We start from the raw sequence: 15,563 nt of genomic DNA on the forward strand, positions 1-15,563 counted from the left end.
TTTGAAGGATCTCGCCATCGCTGGCATTGGGCTTGCACCATTAGCGAAGCATTATTGTCGTGCCGAGATCGCGTCCAAACAGCTAGCGCAGATCGAAATCAGCTCCGCAACGCCACAGATGCACTACGAAGTACTATCCCGAACGTCCAGTATCTCGCCAATCAGGGCTGTTGTGGTCGAAGCCTGTTGCTCGGTTTGTAGAGTTTAGGTGAATACCTGTCCCCAACGGAGTTTTTGACCACGACCGCCGCGACAGCGCTCGAGACTCTTGCGGTCTCCGCGCTGTCGCTCAACACTGCAAATCGACCGGAAATTTCTGGATCAACGCGGCCCTAGTTCAGGGGGAAGGTCAAGGTCACTCGGAAGCCTGCAGGGAAAGAGGCCATTCCTTCCGAGCTTCGATGTCGCGCAACCGGACCGGGTGACGACCATGCCACGTTCAGTTTTGCACGATCATTTTTGCAACGAGTTCGGCTGCATTCTGCACGCCCAGCTTTTTCATCACCGAGCCGCGATGCACTTCGACCGTCCGTGGCGAGATGCCCATGGCAAGGCCTGTTTCCTTGCTGGTGTAACCATTCACGATGTAGCGCGCGACCTCGCGTTCGCGGGGGGTCAGCGTGGCCGAATTCGGCGGACGGTTCTCGAGATGTTCGAAGGTCCAGACCATGAGCCGAAAGGGATCCCCCGGGGTCAGGGTCCGCCCGGATGCCCGCGTCCAGATGATCTCTCCGCTGCGGCACTGCATGAAGCGCTCGTCGGTATAGCGTGGACGCTCGTCAAGCCAGCGCCGCCAGCGTGAACCGGTTTTCTCGTAATCCACGCTTGAGGGGTAGAGCGCCCGGATCGACCGGCCTTCCAGCTCGTCGCGGGTCCAGCCGAAGATCCGTTCGATCTCGGTATTGATTCGCTGGATCACCCGGTTCGACAACACCATCAGACCGATGGGCGCATCCATGAAGCCGGTAAGGTTGAGATCTGCGTCGGATATCTGGTCGTAAGCCATCGGTCGCCCCCTTCGCTGCATCTGCATCTACGTAAGTGCTACGTATATTTCTACGTAGTTTCACCAATATCTGCCATGCGTTTTTCACATCACTGTCGGGGCTGGAGGACGACATATGACGCAGGACATCTTTATCATCGGCTCCGGCCACACCCGTTTCGGACGGCTCGAAGACACGCTTGAGGATATGATCGTAGAGGCGGCGCGCGAGGCGCTGGAAGAGGCTCGGATCCCGCCGGCGGAAATCGATGCCGTGTTCCTCGGCCACTTCAATTCCGGGTTGGTGCCTGACGGTTTTGCCTCCTCGCTGATCTTGCAGGCACATCCCGACCTGCGGTTCAAACCGGCGACGCGCTGTGAAAACGCCTGCGCCTCTGGCGCTGCTGCGTTTCATGCCGGGCTGAATGCCATTACCGCCGGACGCGCCCGCAACGTGCTCGTCGTCGGCGCCGAGAAGATGACCCATCGGCCGACCGCAGATGTCACCGCCGCGCTGGCGGGGGCCGGGTATCAGAACGACGCAGCGGAAGCGGCGCTGAGCTTTCCGCAGGTCTTCGCCATCGCGGCCGGGCAATATGCCGACCGCTACGGCGACCCGATGGACGCCATGGCGCAGATCGCGGCGAAGAACCATGAAAATGCGATGAAGAACCCTCTGGCGCATATGCACAAGCCGTTGAGCCATGAGTTCTGTCGCGAGGTGAGCGACAAGAATCCGCTGATCGCGCCCCCCTTGCGGCTGAGCGATTGCTCGCTGGTGACGGACGGCGCCGCCGCCATCGTCCTGAGTGCTGCGGATGCCCATGCCCGGGACGCCACCGCCCGCGTGCGGATCGCCGCTGCCGAACATGTTTCCGATTACCTTCCCATGAGCCGCCGGGATTTCGTCGCTTTCGAGGGGCCGGAACGCGCCATTCGCCGCGCCTATGAAATAGCGGGCATCACTGTCGACGATCTCGATTTTGCGGAGGTCCATGACTGTTTCACCCCGGCGGAACTGCTCATCTACGAGGCCATGGGGCTTGCACCGAAAGGCCAGGGCGCGCGCGCGCTTGATGACGGCACGGTTCATGCCGATGGCCGTACACCCGTGAACCTCTCTGGCGGGCTCAAGGCCAAGGGGCACCCGGTGGGCGCGACCGGCGTGTCGATGAATGCTCTGGGCTTCCGGCAACTGACCGGACGCGCCGGCGACATGCAGCGCAAGGGCGCGGAATGGGGGCTGACCTTCAACATGGGCGGTGCCGCCGTCGCCAATTACGCCACGATCCTGCAGGCCGACCGCGCCTGACAGCAGACGTTCCAAGGATTTCGAAGACGATGAACATCGCGAACTGGCTATATCAGACAGCCTTGTCATGGCCTTCCCGCCCGGCGCTCTATGAGGGCGACAGCCTGCGCCAGACCTATCACGCCTTGCTGCAGGCGACCTGCGACCGGGCTGCGTGGATGCAGGCGGTGCATGCGATCGAAAAGGGCGACCGGGTTGCGATCTTTGCCAAGAATACCCCGGAATATATCGAACTGCTGCATGCTTGCTGGTGGCTCGGAGCCGTCGTCGTGCCGGTCAATTGCAAACTGCACCCGCGCGAGGCGGAGTGGATCATTCGCGATTCCGGCGCGGCCCTGACCCTGACCGAAAGCGGCAAGGTCTTCGCGGATCGACAGGACATCCGCGAGGCCGCTCTCGGCAGTTCCGTCTCCGGGACAAAAGAGATCGTGCCCCCCGCCCGGGTCGGGGATCGCGACCTGGCCTGGCTGTTCTACACCTCGGGCACGACGGGCACCCCCAAGGGCGTCATGCTCAGCCATGACAATCTGCGGCACATGACCTTGTGCTATGCGCTCGATGTCGACACCGCCCGGCCCGAGGATCACATGCTTTACGCCGCCCCGATGTCTCACGGCGCGGGGCTCTACATGTTCGCGCAAATCCGTGCCGGAGGCGCACATCTCGTGCCCGCCTCTCATGGCTTCGACAGCGACGAGATCATCGCCCTTGCGAAGACCCGTGGCAATCTCGTGTTCTTTGCCGCTCCGACCATGGTCAAGCGCCTGATCGCCAAGGCAAAGCAGCAGGGTCATGACGGGACGGGCTTCCGGACGATCATCTATGGCGGCGGGCCGATGTATGCTCATGACATCGACGAGGCGCTTGCCTGTTTCGGGCCGCGTTTCGTGCAGATCTACGGTCAGGGCGAGACGCCGATGACAATCTCCGTGCTGCCGCGCGATCTGGTGGCGGATCAGTCCCACCCGCGCTGGCGCGCGCGCCGCGCCTCGGTCGGCATTGCGCAGGGGGCCGTGACCCTTGCGGTTCTTGGCCCCGACGGAACCTCCTTGCCCCCCGGTCATACCGGAGAAATCTGTGTGCAGGGGCCGACGGTGATGACAGGCTATTGGCGCAACGAGGCGGCCAGCGCAAAGGCGCTGCAGGATGGCTGGCTTCGCACCGGCGATCTCGGCCATCTCGACGAGGACGGCTTTCTTTACCTGACCGACCGTTCCAAGGACGTGATCATCTCCGGCGGCACCAACATCTACCCGCGTGAGGTCGAGGAAGCGCTGCTGGCCCATCCGGCAGTGTTCGAAATTGCCGTGATCGGCGAGCCGGAGCCCGACTGGGGAGAGCAGGTCGTGGCCTATATCGTCTTCGAACCCGGCAAAAGCGCCAGCGTGCCCGAGCTTGACAGCTGGTGCCGCCAGCAGATCGCGGCCTTCAAGCGGCCGAAGCGATACCTGTTCGTCGAGGAACTGCCGAAGAACAGCTACGGCAAGGTTCTGAAATCCGATCTGAGGTCCGGCAAAGGCGCCGCGACCGCCACGGCATAGGCCGAGAAACAATACCGGGCAGGAGGAGCCCGGCCCAAAGGGAGGAGACAACCATGAAAAGACGTGACTTTCTGAAATCGACGGGGGCTTTCGCCGGGGCGGGGCTGATCTCGGGTCTGCCCGGGCTTGCCAATGCCGCGACCTCGCTGAAATTCGACAGCTATGTCAGCGAGACCGCCGGTCCGTCCTGGGTCGACCGCTGGTTCCTCGAAGAACTCGCCAAGCGCAGCGATGGCGAAATCGGCATCAAGTATTACTGGGCCGGCAGCCTCAACAGGGTCGGTGAACATCTGGGGGCGGTACGCGACGGCACCAGCGAAATGACACTGATCGCGCCGGGCTATTACCAGGCCGAGCTGCCGGTCACGCGCGGCCTCGAGTGGTATTTCCGGATGGACCGCGCCGATGAGCTGCAACTCGTCTGCCGCGATGTCTACGCGAATTTCGCTCCGCTGCGGCAGGAATGGGAAGAGCGCCACCGCAGCAAGGTGCTTTACTGGACCAACTGGAATTACGCGCCTCTGGTGATGCGCGATCCGATCAGCTCCATCGCCGACATCAAGGGCAAGAAGATCCGCGGCTATGGCGTGGCCACGGATGTGATCGAAAGCCTCGGCGGCATTGCCGTGCCGATGGCGGCGGGCGAGGTTTATCAGGCGCTCGAACGCGGGGTCCTGGACGGGGTCTACGGCTTCGATTTCGTCACCGCCGTCGCCTACAAGCTGCATGAGATCGCGCCGAATTTCTACGATATCGGCGACGGCCCGCACGCCCCCGCCGTCACGATCATGAACCGCCGGGTCTGGGAGGGCCTGCCCGCCCAACATCAACAGATCTGCACCGATCTGGCCGATGAGCTGTATGCCGGGAAATTCGCCGAGATCTACAACAAGGTGCTGGCCGATTACGTCGGCAAGGCCGTTGCCGAGGGCGTGGTGTTCGCCTCCCTGTCGGACGAGGAAAAGGCGAAGACCAAGGCGCTTGTCCAGCCCGCACAGGTCGACAAGTGGATCGAGACCGTGGCCAGGCCCAACGGGATCGACGGTGCGGCCATGCAGGCAGTGGTCGAAGAGGCGATCGCCCGTCACGCGGGGACCGGAACGATGAAGCGCCCGATCGAAATCGCGGCAGACCTGTAAGTCGATGCTGGCACGCCTGAACCGCCTGTTCGACGGACTTGCCCGGATCACATCATGGGTGGCGCTGGGGTTCCTAGCCTTCATGATGGTGGCCATCACAGTGGATGTGGTGGCCCGCGCCACCTTCGGTCGCGCCGTGCCGGGGCTTTTCGAGCTGACCGAGATGTCCATGGTGATGGTGGTCTTCATGGGGCTGGGGGCGACCCTGCTCGATGACGGTCACATCCGGGTCACCATGATGACCGATGCCCTGCCCGGGCCGCTTTCGCGCGGATGCACGGCACTGGCCTGGCTGTTTGCCGCCCTGACCTTCCTGATGCTGGCCTGGCCCGCGACACAGGAGGCAGCCTACTCCTTCTCGATCAGGGAATTCCGCTGGGGTTATTTCCAGGTGCCGATCTGGTGGGCGAAGATCGCGGTGGCCGCGGGCCTCTGGTTTGCCGCGCTGCAAGCCGCCCTGCACAGCCTGCGCATCGCGCTGAGGCAAATCGAGCTGCCGTATATCGACAGCCTGCGCTCCGCCCCGGAAGACAAGCCCCTGCAATGAGCAGGACGCGGCCCGAGAGGTCCCGGCGCCACGTCGCCGGGATCGCGACCCAGCATTTCACAGGACATCGACAATGGATGTGACGCTCATCACCCTGCTCGCCGTCGGGCTGATCTTCTTCCTCATGGCCCTGGGCGCCCCGGTCTTCGCCGCATTGGCGCTCTCGGGCGCCTTCGGCATCGTCATGGTGGAAAACCTGGGCTTCCTGCTTGCGCGGCTGAAATCCTTTTCCTTCAGCCATACCGCCAATTACGCGCTCACTGTCATCCCGCTTTTCATCCTCATGGGGGCCTTCGCGCATCATGCGCAGGTCGGCAAACGCCTGTTCCATGTCGCCAATAAATGGGTCGGACATCTGAGCGGCGGGCTCGCGATGGCGAGCATCCTGACCTCTGCCGGTTTTGCCGCGACCTCGGGCTCCTCGGTGGCGACGGCGGCCACGGTGGGGGCGGTCGCCATCCCCGAAATGAAGGAAAAGGGCTACGATCCGCGCCTCTCGGCCGGGGCAGTGGCCGCAGGCGGTGTGCTGGGCGTCCTGATCCCGCCCTCTGTCCTGTTGATCTTTTATGCCGCCCTGACCGAAGTCTCTGCCGGCAAGATGCTGATCGCGGGGTTCGTGCCCGGCATCATCACCACAGTCGCCTTCATGATCGGCGTCGCCCTGATCGGTCGCCGGGTGCAGAACCATTCCACCCGCGCCCCCAAGGCCTCGTGGGGAGAGAGGCTGTCCTCGACGACGCAGGCCTGGCAGGTGGCCGTCCTGTTCGCAATCGTGCTGGGCGGGATTTACCTCGGCCTCGTCACCCCGACCGAAGCCGGCGCCATAGGTGCGCTGGCCGCCCTCGTCATGCTGGTCTTCGCGAAATCGGCACGCGGGCGTCTCGGTCACTACCTGTCCGAGAGCTTCCGCTCGACGGCCACCACCACGGTGATGATCCTCTTCACGATGATCGGCGCGGGCATCTTCAGCTTTTTCCTGACCCTCGTTCAGGTGCCGCAGATGATCGCCGAGACGATCACCGAAAGCGGCATCCCGCCCCATCTGATCGTCGCCGTGCTCTTGTTGCTCTATATCCCGCTCGGAATGTTCCTAGATGCCTTCTCGATGATGGTCATCACCCTGCCTATCGTGTTTCCAACGGTCTCGGGGCTTGGGTTCGATCCGATCTGGTTCGGCATTCTCTGCGTGAAAATGTGCGAGATCGGGCTGATCACTCCGCCTGTCGGCCTCAATTGCTTCGTGATCGCGGGCATCGACCGCGACACGCCCCTGCCGGATGTGTTCCGCGGGGCGCTCTGGTTCGTGGCGATCGAGATGGTGACCATCGTCCTGCTGTTCGCCTTCCCCGCGATCGTCACCTGGCTGCCCGACACGATGATGGCCCGATAAGACAGGAGATTCCCATGACACAGCGTAAAGACTATGGCACCGCCTTCATCACCGGCGGCGGTTCCGGCATCGGGCGTGCCAGCGCCCTGCGGCTGGCCGCACTGGGGGCCCGCGTGGCCGTGGCCGACCTGAGGTTCGAGGCGGCCGAAGAGGTCGCTCACGAGATCCGGTCGCATGGGGGGGAGGCAATCGCGTTCGATCATGATGTCGCGGATGCTGGCGTTCTGCCGGGCGTCGTTGCACAGGCCGAAGAGCAGCTTGGTCCCATCGACATTCTGGTGAACAGCGCCGGGATCATTCTGGTCGAACCGCTTCTGGATTTCGCCCCCGAGACCTGGAACAGGATCATGGAGGTCAATGTCACCGGCACCTTTCGGGTGAGTCAGCATATCGCCCGCGGCATGGCAGCGCGCGGTTATGGTCGGATCATAAACATCGCCTCCATCTCCGGTCTGCGCGCTGGTGTCGGACGGGCCGCGTATGGGACGTCGAAGGCCGCGATTATCGGTCTCACACGGCAATTCGCCTTGGAATTGGGCTCCAGAAACGTCACGACAAATGCAATCGCTCCGGGGATTATCGAAACGCCGATGACGCTGGCGGCCTATAGTGAGGACACCTGGAAGCGCGTCCTGGAGATGATCCCTGCTCACCGTCGTGGCCAGCCAGAGGACATAGCCGAAGCGGTCGCCTTTCTTGCAAGCCCCGCAGCATCATATGTGAACGGCGAAACTCTAACTGTCGATGGCGGTTATGTTGCATCTGGCATGACGCAGACCGGTAATCTGGAAACCTGAATGCTGAGCTTGCCCCCGGATCCCGGACTGGGGTGATGTTCACTATGCGGCCATCAAGGCGGCCATGTCGATCCTTGCCTGTTCGGGCGTGCGGGAACCGATGCTCGAATGGCGGCGCCGGCGGTTGTAGAAAATCGCTATGTACTCGAACGGCGCGGCCTTCGCCTCTTGGCGCGACCGGAACCTGGTGCGGTGGACCGGTTCGTACTTGAGCGAGCCGAAGAAGCTCTCCATCGGCGCGTTCTGCGCCTTCGAACGGTCCCCCGGACCGTTCGATCCGCTGGCGTATTGAACTCCACGATCGGAGTGACAAACCAGTCCCGGTACCGGCCGCCGGTTCTGTAGCGCCATGCGCATCGTGTCGACGGCGAGGCTGCTTTTCAGGCGGTCCGACATCGACCACCACACGATCTCCATGGTCGCCATGTCTCTCACCGCCGCCAGGAAAACCCAGCCCTCGTCAGTGGGCACGTAGCTGATGTAGGCGGGCAGATGCTGTCCGGCTCCGCGGCGCGGAAATTCCGCCGCAGCAGGTTTGGCGCGATGCCGAGATTGTGCCGGTTGTCGGTCGTCCGCGGAACGCGGCTGCCCCGGCGCGGCCCGGCAGACGGATATCGTGATCTTTCATGAGCCTGGCCACCGTCTTCCTGGCCACCCGGATGCCTTGATCGCGAAGTTCGGCGTCGCCATTGCCGCTCGGACCAGTGGCGCGTCAATGGCAACTGCGTGGCGCGCCGTATCGCTGGTGGCTCGCATCGGAGATTTCCCGGATCCGTGGTGCCAGAGCGTCCCGCCGTGTCTGGCGCGCCGCCCGTTCGGGGGCAGCGGCGCGCCAGGCGTGGAACCAACTCGTGCTGACCGAGAGCACCCGGCACATGACGGTCACGGCGTGCTCGGCAGCGTGGGCGACAATGAACTCGAGCTTCGCGTTCATTGTTTCGCCGCCCACTGAGCGAAAAAAGCGTTCACTCGAAGGCATGGCGTTCGCCTGCTCACCCTTTCGCATAACCTCCACCTTCTTCCTTCAGGCGGCGGTTCTCCTTGCGACGTTCGGCCAGCTCTGCGGCCTCCGCCTGTTGCCGACGGATCGCCTCGGCCGAGCCAGCGGCGGCCATTTCGAGCCGCCACCCTTTCAGCTGTGACGACGTCACGCCGAGCTCGTGCGCGACACCGGTCCGGGTGGCGCCGGGCTCCGACAGGCGGGCGACGGCCTGTTCCTTGAACCCGGCGGTGAAGTGACGGCGGGGGTGTCTGCTCATGTGGGATCCCTTTCTCTGCGAGTACGATAACTCCCGGTCCGGGATCCGCGGGCAAGCTCACCGGGGCAGGGCGATCCCGGCCGACAGATGCGGTCGGGTCGGCAGGCCGGTGATGTCGGCAAAGGCCAGCAGCCGTCCGGACCCGGCCGGAAGCGGGAAGCGGCCTTCGGGCTGGCTCATCAGCAGCCGGTCGCCGGGCCGGGCGCGGGCTGCCCATACGGCTGTTAGCCCGCGATCAGGGCGGAGGATGTCGATGGTGACGGCCCCGGGGGGAGCGATCCGGCGCAGGATGCAGGCGCCCTCGAGACGGCCTGTCAAATGGGGCCGCCGGGGCAGGACGCTCGCCGCATCGGGGAAGCACAGGCGGCCCCATCCATCTGGACAGGGCGTCGCCTGCAGCCGCCCGAAATCCTCGGCCTCGAAGACCAGCCGCATCATCGAAGGCGACAGGTCACGGATCGTCTTCACCGCGACCGGGAGGACCGCACTCATTCCACCGCGGCCCCGGGGCCGAGCAGGCGGGCCGGCATCACCAGACGGCTGCCGCGCCAGGTGACGGTTTCCATCTCCAGCCCGTAAAGCCGGTGCAGCAGCGCCGGGTCGTGCAGATCGGAGATCGGCCCATGCGCGGCCAGCCTGCCGCCCCGGAGCGCGATGGCCTCGTCACACCAGCCCATCGCGAGGTTCAGGTCATGCAGCACCATGATCACCGACAGGCCCCGGCGGCGGTTGAGATTTGCCAGCAGCTCCATCACCTCGACCTGATGGGCGATGTCGAGCGCCGAAACCGGCTCGTCGAGCAGCAGCACCTCGGCCCCCTGCGCCAGCAGCATCGCGATCCAGCCGCGCTGCCGCTCGCCACCCGAGAGCGTGTCGACCTGCCGGTCGGCCAGCGCGGTGGTGCCGGTCAGGGCCATCGCCTCGTCGCAGGCCTCGCGGTCGCGTCTCGAGCGGCGGCCCAGAAGCCCGTGCCAGGGAAAGCGGCCAAGGGCAACCAGCCCGCGCAGCGTCATGCCGGGGGCAAGCGCGGGGGACTGCGGCAGCCATGCCAGACGCCGGGCCAGCTCGCGCCCCGGCCAGGCGCCGAGCGGCCGGTCCATGAAGTCGATCCGGCCGCCATCGGGGCGGTCCTGCCGGGCCAGCGCCTTCAGCAGGGTCGACTTGCCCGATCCGTTATGGCCCAGGATCGCGGTCAGGCGGCCTTGCGCGATGCTCAGATCCAGCGGGCCCAGCAGGGTGCGGCGTCCGGCGCGGCGCTCGAGGGCATGGCAGGTAAACAGGGTCATCGGTTCCGTCCGATCAGCCAGAGGAAGAAGGGCGCGCCCAGCAGGGCTGCCAGCGCCCCGGCGGGAATTTCATAGGGAAACCAGATCAGTCGCCCGGCGAGGTCGGCCAGCACCAGGATCGCTCCGCCCCAGGCGGTGGCGCAAAGCCCCTGCGGGCCGGGCCTGACCGCGCCCGAGGCGCGCGCCAGATGCGGCGCGATCAGCCCGGCAAAGCTGATCGGCCCGACCGCGAGGGTGGCAAGCCCGGTCAGGAGCGCGACATAGGCCATCAGGACCAGTCGGGCCGCTCCGACCCGCACCCCAAGGGCCCGGGCCTGCTCGGCCCCCAGCGGCAGCAGCCGCAGCCAGCGCAGGAACAGCGGAAAGACCATGAGCGCAAGCACCGCGCCGCCCGCGCCCGCCAGCGCGCCCACAGGCTCGGCCCGGTAGGTCGGCCCCATGCTCCAGGCCAGGACGAAGAAGGCCCGGGGGTCGCCGCTGGCGATCATCAGCGAGATCAGCGCGCTGGCAAAGGTGCCGAAGGCGACGCCGGTCAGCAGCAGCGCGCCGGGGGCAAAGCGGTTGCGTGCGCCGATCAGCACGACCAGCCCGAAGGCCAGCCCCGCCCCCGCCCCCGCCCCGGCAAAAAGCGTGGCCATGCCACCCGCGAACAGCGCCAGGATGATGCCAAGCCCCGCGCCCGAGCTGATGCCGAGGCTCTCGGGGCTGGCCAGCGGGTTGCCGGTGACGCCCTGGATCACGACGCCCGCCAGCGCCAGCATCACCCCGGCCGAGAGCGCCGTCACGATGCGCGGCCAGCGCCCGGTCCAGAGTTCGGATGCCGAAAGCCCCGGCAGATGCAGTGTCTCGAAGGCCGAGAGCACAAGCGCCGCGCCCAGCAGCAGAAGCGCCAGGATCGTGGCCCCGAGCGGGAAGATCCGCGAGGGCGCGGGCTGGGTTGCGGGCTGTTCGGGGATGCGGTTCAGCCAGAGCAGGGCAAGGATCAGGACCCCGCCCAGGATCGGCGTCAGCACGCCCGTGGGCAACAGGACCGGAAGCTCGCCGGTCAGTGCCCGGCCCAGCATCTGCGTCACCCCGTCGGCCAGAAGCAGGATCACCGCCCCCGCCAGCGGGGCCGCGATCACCCGGGTGCCGAGGCTCCGGATGCCGAGCCCCGAGACCAGCAGCGGCGCGGCGAGCCCGATGAAGCCGATCACCCCGATCCGCGCCGTCACCACCACCGACAGAAGCGTGGCGACCAGCAGCACCGTCAGCCGCAGCCCAGTCACCCGCGCCCCCAGGCTGCGCAGGCTGTCATCCTGCACGGCAAACAGCGTCATGGCGCGGGTCAGCAGCCCTGCCGCGGGCAGAAGCACCGCAAGCCGCAGGCCGAGCGCGGCCAGATCGCCATGGCCGTCCTGGGCCAGATTGCCGCTGGCCCAGATGAAGACCGAACGCAGGTAATCCTGCCGCTGCAGCGCCAGCACCACGAACAGCGCCCCGATCGCCAGATTGACGACAAGCCCCGAGACCAGCAGCCGTGGCCCGGTCGCGCCGCGCCCGGCCAGAAGGATCGCCGCGGCAAGGGCCGCAAGGCCACCCCCAAGCCCGGCCGCCTCGCGCAGCCAGGGCGTGCTGCCCGCCAGCAGCAGGCAGAGCGCAATGGCAAGCTGGGCGCCCGACAGCACCCCCAGCGTGGCCGGTTCGGCCAGCGGGTTGCGCAGCACCTGCTGGAACATCAGGCCCGACAGACCCAGCGCCGCGCCCGCGATCAGCGCCATCCAGAAACGCGGCCATTGCGCCTCGCTCTGCCAGATCCGCAGGAACTCGGCGGGCAGCCCGGCCTGACCGGGCTCTGGCAGGGTGAGGTTCAGGGCGGCCAGGCCGAAGGCAAGCGCCGCCAGCCCGCAGGCCAGAAGGGCAGGGGCCAGAAAGCCAGGCATTGCGAGGGGCCGGGTCATGCCGCCTCCAGAAGCCGCGCGAAGCGGATCGCCGAGGGCACGCCGCCGAAGACCCAGGCCGGTGGCAGCAGCTCGACCCGGCCCGCACGCTGCTGGGGCAGGGCCTGCCAGATCGCGCTTTGCCGCAGCAACCGGGCCGGCGCCGGTTCGATCACCAGCAGCCGGGTCTCGGGATGGCGGGCCAGCTCCTCGAGCCCGGCCGAGGCGAAGCCCCAGATATTGGTCGGCCCGGTCCAGGCATTCTCAAGCCCCCTGGCCCGCGCGACATCGTCGAAAAGGCTGCCCCGCCCGTAGATGTCGACAACCCTTTCATCGGCGAATTTCACGATCAGGACGGGGCGCGGCCCCGCTGTCAGGGGGGCGAGGGCCGCGTCGAGCCGCTCCAGAAGCTGCCGGCCCTGCGCCTCGCGTTCGCAAAGACCGGCCAGGGCGGTGACGGCCTCGCGGGCCAGGGCAAGCGGGCGCCGCCCGGCGGTGTAGATCGGCAGGGCGCGCACCGGGGCGATCGCCTCCAGCCGCGCGGGCGCGATGCCATAGCCTTCCAGCGCGACCACGAGATCGGGCCGCAGCGCGCGCAGCGCCTCGAGATTGGGCCAGCTGCGCAGGCCCGCATCGGCGGTGCCGGGCGGCAGCGCCGGGACCACTACGCGTTTCGCATAAAGCGGGGCCTCGGCCACCGCCAGCGGCGTCACGCCAAGCGCGATCAGCGTCTCGGCCAGCGCCCAGTCCAGCGCCACGATGCGTTCGGGGCGCTCAGGTGGGGCGGGGCGATCAGGACCGCCGGGCGCAGCCGCGCGGGCGGCACGGCCGGTCATCATCGCCAGCGCGGCGGCCCCGGCGACAAGCCGCCGCCGGGACAGGGCAGGCGCTGCCGTCACCAGCGGTAATCCAGGCTGGCCGTCACCGCCCGGCCCGCGCCCCAGTAGCAGCCCGAGGCGTTGAGACAGGTCGAGACATAGCGCTTGTCTTCGAGATTGGTGACGTTGAGGCTGAACTTGACCCCGTCATAGCCGATCGCGGCCAGGTCGTAGCGGATCGCGGCATCGAGCAGGGTGAAGGAGGGCACGCTGAACTGGTTGGCATTGTCGCCATAGGTCTGGCCGACATGGCGCAGCCCGCCACCGAGGCTGAGCCCGCCCCAGGCGCCGGGCGATTGCAGCGCGTAATCCAGCCAGAGCGAGCCCTGGTTGCGCGGCACGAAGGCCGGGCGGTTGCCCTGATAGCGGTTGTCCTCGGTGATCTCGGCATCGCTATAGGCCCAGGAGCCGATCAGGCTGAAACCGTGGGGCAGTTCGGCCTTGGCCTCGAGCTCGATCCCGCGCACCCGCACCTCTCCGGTCTGGGTGTTGAAGCTGGTATTCAGCGGATCGGGGGTCAGCACGTTTTCCTGGGTCAGCTGGAAGGCCGAGAGCGTGACCATGACCGGCCGGCCCTCGGGGGCGTAGCGCAGGCCCAGCTCGATCTGGTCGGCACTGGTCGGCTCGAAGGCCTTGCCGTTCCGGTCGGTGCCGCCGGCCGGGTAGAACGAGGTCGAGTAGCCCAGATAGGGCGAGAGCCCGTTGTCGAGATGGTAGACCGCGCCGAGCCGTCCGGTCAGCTCGCCGTCGCTCTGATCGACGGTGCGGTCGGCCGAGGCGGTGACGGTGCGGGTGGTGGTGTCGGCCCAGTCATAGCGCAGCCCCGCCGAGAACACGGCCCGACCCCAGCTGATCTGGTCGCTGGCATAGACCCCGACCTGCTTGCGGGTCTGGTCGATGCTCATCGCCACCGGCGGCCGGTCGATGCCGCCGCCCAGATAGACCGGATCGAACACGTCCCAGCCCATCGACACATAATCGAGCGCGGTCTCGTCGAAGTGGCTTTTCTCGCGCGAGGCGTCGATGCCGAACAGCAGCTCGTGTTCCAGCGGGCCGGTGCCGACCTTGCCGGTCAGATGCGCATCCCAGGACCAGAGCTTCGAGGTCTCGGGGAAGCCCCAGGCATAGCGCACCGCCTCGGTCGGACCGCAGTCGAGGGTCTGGCAATAGAGCTGGACCCGCTGGGTATCGACATCGACCTCGCTGTAGCGCAGCACCTGGTTGAAGGCCCAGCCCGTGCCGATCTGCTTTTCCATCCGCAGGCCGAGCTGTTTCGAGGTGCTTTCGAAATGGTCGTAGCCGGGCTCGCCGACGAAGGTCGAGCGCGGCAGCCAGCCATTGTCGGCATCGCGGTAGAGGGTACCGTTGGCCGAAAGCGCGGGCGCGCCGCCGCCGCCGGGCGCGTCGATGTTCTGGTATTCGGCGAAGACAGTCAGCGACAGGCTGGGGTCGAGCTTCCAGGTCAGCGAGGGGGCGACGTAGAGCTTGCGCTCGCTGACATGGTCATATTCGCTGTTGCCGTCCCGCGACATGGCGACGAAGCGGTACAGCAGGTCGCCCGCCTCATCCAGCCTGCCGCCGAAATCGACCCCGACCTGCTTGCGGTCATAAGAGCCGTAGCTCAGCTCGACCTGGCGGACCTCGCGATCGACCGGGCGCTTGCTGACGACATTGACGATGCCGCCCGGCGTGGCCTGGCCGTACAGCACCGAGGCCGGGCCTTTCAGAACCTCGATCCGCTCCAGCCCGAAGGGTTCGGCGCGCGACTGGGCATAGCCGCGGGCGCCGAAATTCAGCCGCAGCCCGTCGGCATAGCGGTCCGGGCGGAAGCCGCGGATGGTCAGCCAGTCATGGCGCAGGTCGGTGTCGCCATATTGCCCGACGACGCCCGGCGTATAGGCCAGCCCCGACACCACCGAGCGCGCGCCCTGCGCCTCGGCCTGATCGGCGGTGACCACATTCACCGCCTGCGGCACGTCGCGCAGATCGGCGCCGGTCCTGGTGCCGGTGCCGCTGGTCCGCGCCACGAAGCCCGAGACCTCGCCGAACGGATCTTCGCTGATCAGGGTGATGGTGTCGAGCATGACCGAGCCGTCCGCGGCCAGCGCGCCGGCCCGGCCTCCGCCCTGCGGGCCCATGCTCAGCGTGTCGTCATTGACAAGCGCGGGTTTCAGGCCGGTGTCGCCCAGCATGATCTGCAGCGCCTCGCGCGGGGTGGTGACACCCGAGACCGCCACGCTCTGCCGTCCGGCCATCAGCCGGTCATCGACCACCACCTGAAGCCCGGTCTTGCGCCCCAGTTCCAGCACGGCGCTGGCCAAAGGCTGTGCGGCGATCTCGATCCGCTGCGCCTCCTCGGCACTGGCGGCGGCCGCCAGCACGGATCCGAGCGCGGCCAGTGCCACGAGCCTTCCCGTCATTCCTTGCATTCCGTCTTCCCCATCAGCCGGTTACAAAGAGAAGACAGTCTCGCGGCGGCAGGTCATTACAGCGGGCCGGGATTTTTTTCG

The 15,563-nt window shown here is 66.6% G+C and carries 15 protein-coding genes; 6 read left to right on the forward strand and 9 right to left on the reverse strand.

Going from position 1 to position 15,563, the window contains the following annotated elements; translation table 11 throughout:
* Window positions 1-439: 439 nt before the first annotated feature.
* A complete protein-coding gene (locus tag B5V46_RS18150) occupies window positions 440-1,006 on the reverse strand; it encodes a LuxR C-terminal-related transcriptional regulator (RefSeq protein ID WP_052677964.1) in 567 nt (188 codons plus the stop codon).
* Between the two features lie 115 nt (window positions 1,007-1,121).
* On the opposite strand from B5V46_RS18150, the gene B5V46_RS18155 reads away from it, so the two are divergent.
* The 6 genes from B5V46_RS18155 (at window position 1,122) to B5V46_RS18180 (ending at window position 7,711) form a co-directional block, all read left to right on the forward strand.
* On the forward strand, window positions 1,122-2,297 hold the full coding sequence (locus tag B5V46_RS18155; protein ID WP_080618109.1) for a thiolase domain-containing protein: 1,176 nt from the start codon (window positions 1,122-1,124) through the stop codon (window positions 2,295-2,297).
* A 29-nt stretch (window positions 2,298-2,326) separates the two neighbouring features.
* Window positions 2,327-3,838 carry a class I adenylate-forming enzyme family protein gene (locus tag B5V46_RS18160; RefSeq protein WP_080618110.1) on the forward strand — a complete coding sequence of 504 codons (1,512 nt, stop codon included), beginning with the start codon at window positions 2,327-2,329 and terminating at the stop codon, window positions 3,836-3,838.
* A gap of 53 nt (window positions 3,839-3,891) precedes the next feature.
* Window positions 3,892-4,977, forward strand: coding sequence for a C4-dicarboxylate TRAP transporter substrate-binding protein (locus B5V46_RS18165; protein ID WP_080618111.1), 1,086 nt, complete (start codon window positions 3,892-3,894; stop codon window positions 4,975-4,977).
* Between the two features lie 4 nt (window positions 4,978-4,981).
* Window positions 4,982-5,524, forward strand: a complete 543-nt coding sequence (locus B5V46_RS18170; RefSeq protein WP_080618112.1) for a TRAP transporter small permease — start codon at window positions 4,982-4,984, stop codon at window positions 5,522-5,524.
* A gap of 73 nt (window positions 5,525-5,597) precedes the next feature.
* Entirely contained in the window at window positions 5,598-6,914 is a 1,317-nt protein-coding gene (locus B5V46_RS18175; RefSeq protein ID WP_080618113.1) for a TRAP transporter large permease, read from the forward strand.
* Between the two features lie 14 nt (window positions 6,915-6,928).
* Window positions 6,929-7,711, forward strand: coding sequence for an SDR family NAD(P)-dependent oxidoreductase (locus B5V46_RS18180; RefSeq protein ID WP_080618114.1), 783 nt, complete (start codon window positions 6,929-6,931; stop codon window positions 7,709-7,711).
* Between the two features lie 42 nt (window positions 7,712-7,753).
* On the opposite strand, the gene B5V46_RS18185 is transcribed toward B5V46_RS18180, so the two are convergent.
* From B5V46_RS18185 to B5V46_RS18220, 8 genes are all read right to left on the reverse strand, one after another.
* A complete protein-coding gene (locus tag B5V46_RS18185; RefSeq protein ID WP_155774197.1) occupies window positions 7,754-8,137 on the reverse strand; it encodes an IS3 family transposase in 384 nt (127 codons plus the stop codon).
* A gap of 34 nt (window positions 8,138-8,171) precedes the next feature.
* Window positions 8,172-8,366 carry a hypothetical protein gene (locus B5V46_RS20945; RefSeq protein ID WP_196774422.1) on the reverse strand — a complete coding sequence of 65 codons (195 nt, stop codon included), beginning with the start codon at window positions 8,364-8,366 and terminating at the stop codon, window positions 8,172-8,174.
* 337 nt (window positions 8,367-8,703) lie between these two features.
* Window positions 8,704-8,970 carry a transposase gene (locus B5V46_RS18195; protein WP_080618117.1) on the reverse strand — a complete coding sequence of 89 codons (267 nt, stop codon included), beginning with the start codon at window positions 8,968-8,970 and terminating at the stop codon, window positions 8,704-8,706.
* Window positions 8,971-9,027: 57 nt separating this feature from the next.
* Window positions 9,028-9,462: a siderophore-interacting protein gene (locus B5V46_RS18200; RefSeq protein WP_080618118.1), complete on the reverse strand. Its 435-nt coding sequence runs from the start codon at window positions 9,460-9,462 to the stop codon at window positions 9,028-9,030.
* Window positions 9,459-10,256: an ABC transporter ATP-binding protein gene (locus tag B5V46_RS18205; RefSeq protein WP_080618119.1), complete on the reverse strand. Its 798-nt coding sequence runs from the start codon at window positions 10,254-10,256 to the stop codon at window positions 9,459-9,461. Before B5V46_RS18205 ends, B5V46_RS18200 begins: the two co-directional genes overlap by 4 nt.
* A complete protein-coding gene (locus B5V46_RS18210) occupies window positions 10,253-12,196 on the reverse strand; it encodes an iron ABC transporter permease (RefSeq protein ID WP_080618120.1) in 1,944 nt (647 codons plus the stop codon). The genes B5V46_RS18205 and B5V46_RS18210 overlap by 4 nt, the downstream gene beginning before the upstream one ends.
* Window positions 12,193-13,074 carry an ABC transporter substrate-binding protein gene (locus B5V46_RS18215; protein ID WP_231119337.1) on the reverse strand — a complete coding sequence of 294 codons (882 nt, stop codon included), beginning with the start codon at window positions 13,072-13,074 and terminating at the stop codon, window positions 12,193-12,195. The genes B5V46_RS18210 and B5V46_RS18215 overlap by 4 nt, the downstream gene beginning before the upstream one ends.
* Window positions 13,071-15,473, reverse strand: a complete 2,403-nt coding sequence (locus tag B5V46_RS18220) for a TonB-dependent siderophore receptor (protein WP_231119338.1) — start codon at window positions 15,471-15,473, stop codon at window positions 13,071-13,073. Before B5V46_RS18220 ends, B5V46_RS18215 begins: the two co-directional genes overlap by 4 nt.
* Window positions 15,474-15,563: the final 90 nt, after the last annotated feature.

The sequence above is a fragment of the Rhodovulum sp. MB263 genome (assembly GCF_002073975.1).
Classification (GTDB): Bacteria; Pseudomonadota; Alphaproteobacteria; order Rhodobacterales; family Rhodobacteraceae; genus Rhodovulum.

Bases quoted from the DNA above. Each gene is read 5' to 3' on its own strand.
- B5V46_RS18150 (WP_052677964.1), bottom strand. From the start codon at position 1,006: ATGGCTTACGACCAGATATCCGACGCAGATCTCAACCTTACCGGCTTC.
- B5V46_RS18155 (WP_080618109.1), top strand. From the start codon at position 1,122: ATGACGCAGGACATCTTTATCATCGGCTCCGGCCACACCCGTTTCGGA.
- B5V46_RS18160 (WP_080618110.1), top strand. From the start codon at position 2,327: ATGAACATCGCGAACTGGCTATATCAGACAGCCTTGTCATGGCCTTCC.
- B5V46_RS18165 (WP_080618111.1), top strand. From the start codon at position 3,892: ATGAAAAGACGTGACTTTCTGAAATCGACGGGGGCTTTCGCCGGGGCG.
- B5V46_RS18170 (WP_080618112.1), top strand. From the start codon at position 4,982: ATGCTGGCACGCCTGAACCGCCTGTTCGACGGACTTGCCCGGATCACA.
- B5V46_RS18175 (WP_080618113.1), top strand. From the start codon at position 5,598: ATGGATGTGACGCTCATCACCCTGCTCGCCGTCGGGCTGATCTTCTTC.
- B5V46_RS18180 (WP_080618114.1), top strand. From the start codon at position 6,929: ATGACACAGCGTAAAGACTATGGCACCGCCTTCATCACCGGCGGCGGT.
- B5V46_RS18185 (WP_155774197.1), bottom strand. From the start codon at position 8,137: ATGGCGACCATGGAGATCGTGTGGTGGTCGATGTCGGACCGCCTGAAA.
- B5V46_RS18195 (WP_080618117.1), bottom strand. From the start codon at position 8,970: ATGAGCAGACACCCCCGCCGTCACTTCACCGCCGGGTTCAAGGAACAG.
- B5V46_RS18200 (WP_080618118.1), bottom strand. From the start codon at position 9,462: ATGAGTGCGGTCCTCCCGGTCGCGGTGAAGACGATCCGTGACCTGTCG.
- B5V46_RS18205 (WP_080618119.1), bottom strand. From the start codon at position 10,256: ATGACCCTGTTTACCTGCCATGCCCTCGAGCGCCGCGCCGGACGCCGC.
- B5V46_RS18210 (WP_080618120.1), bottom strand. From the start codon at position 12,196: ATGACCCGGCCCCTCGCAATGCCTGGCTTTCTGGCCCCTGCCCTTCTG.
- B5V46_RS18220 (WP_231119338.1), bottom strand. From the start codon at position 15,473: ATGACGGGAAGGCTCGTGGCACTGGCCGCGCTCGGATCCGTGCTGGCG.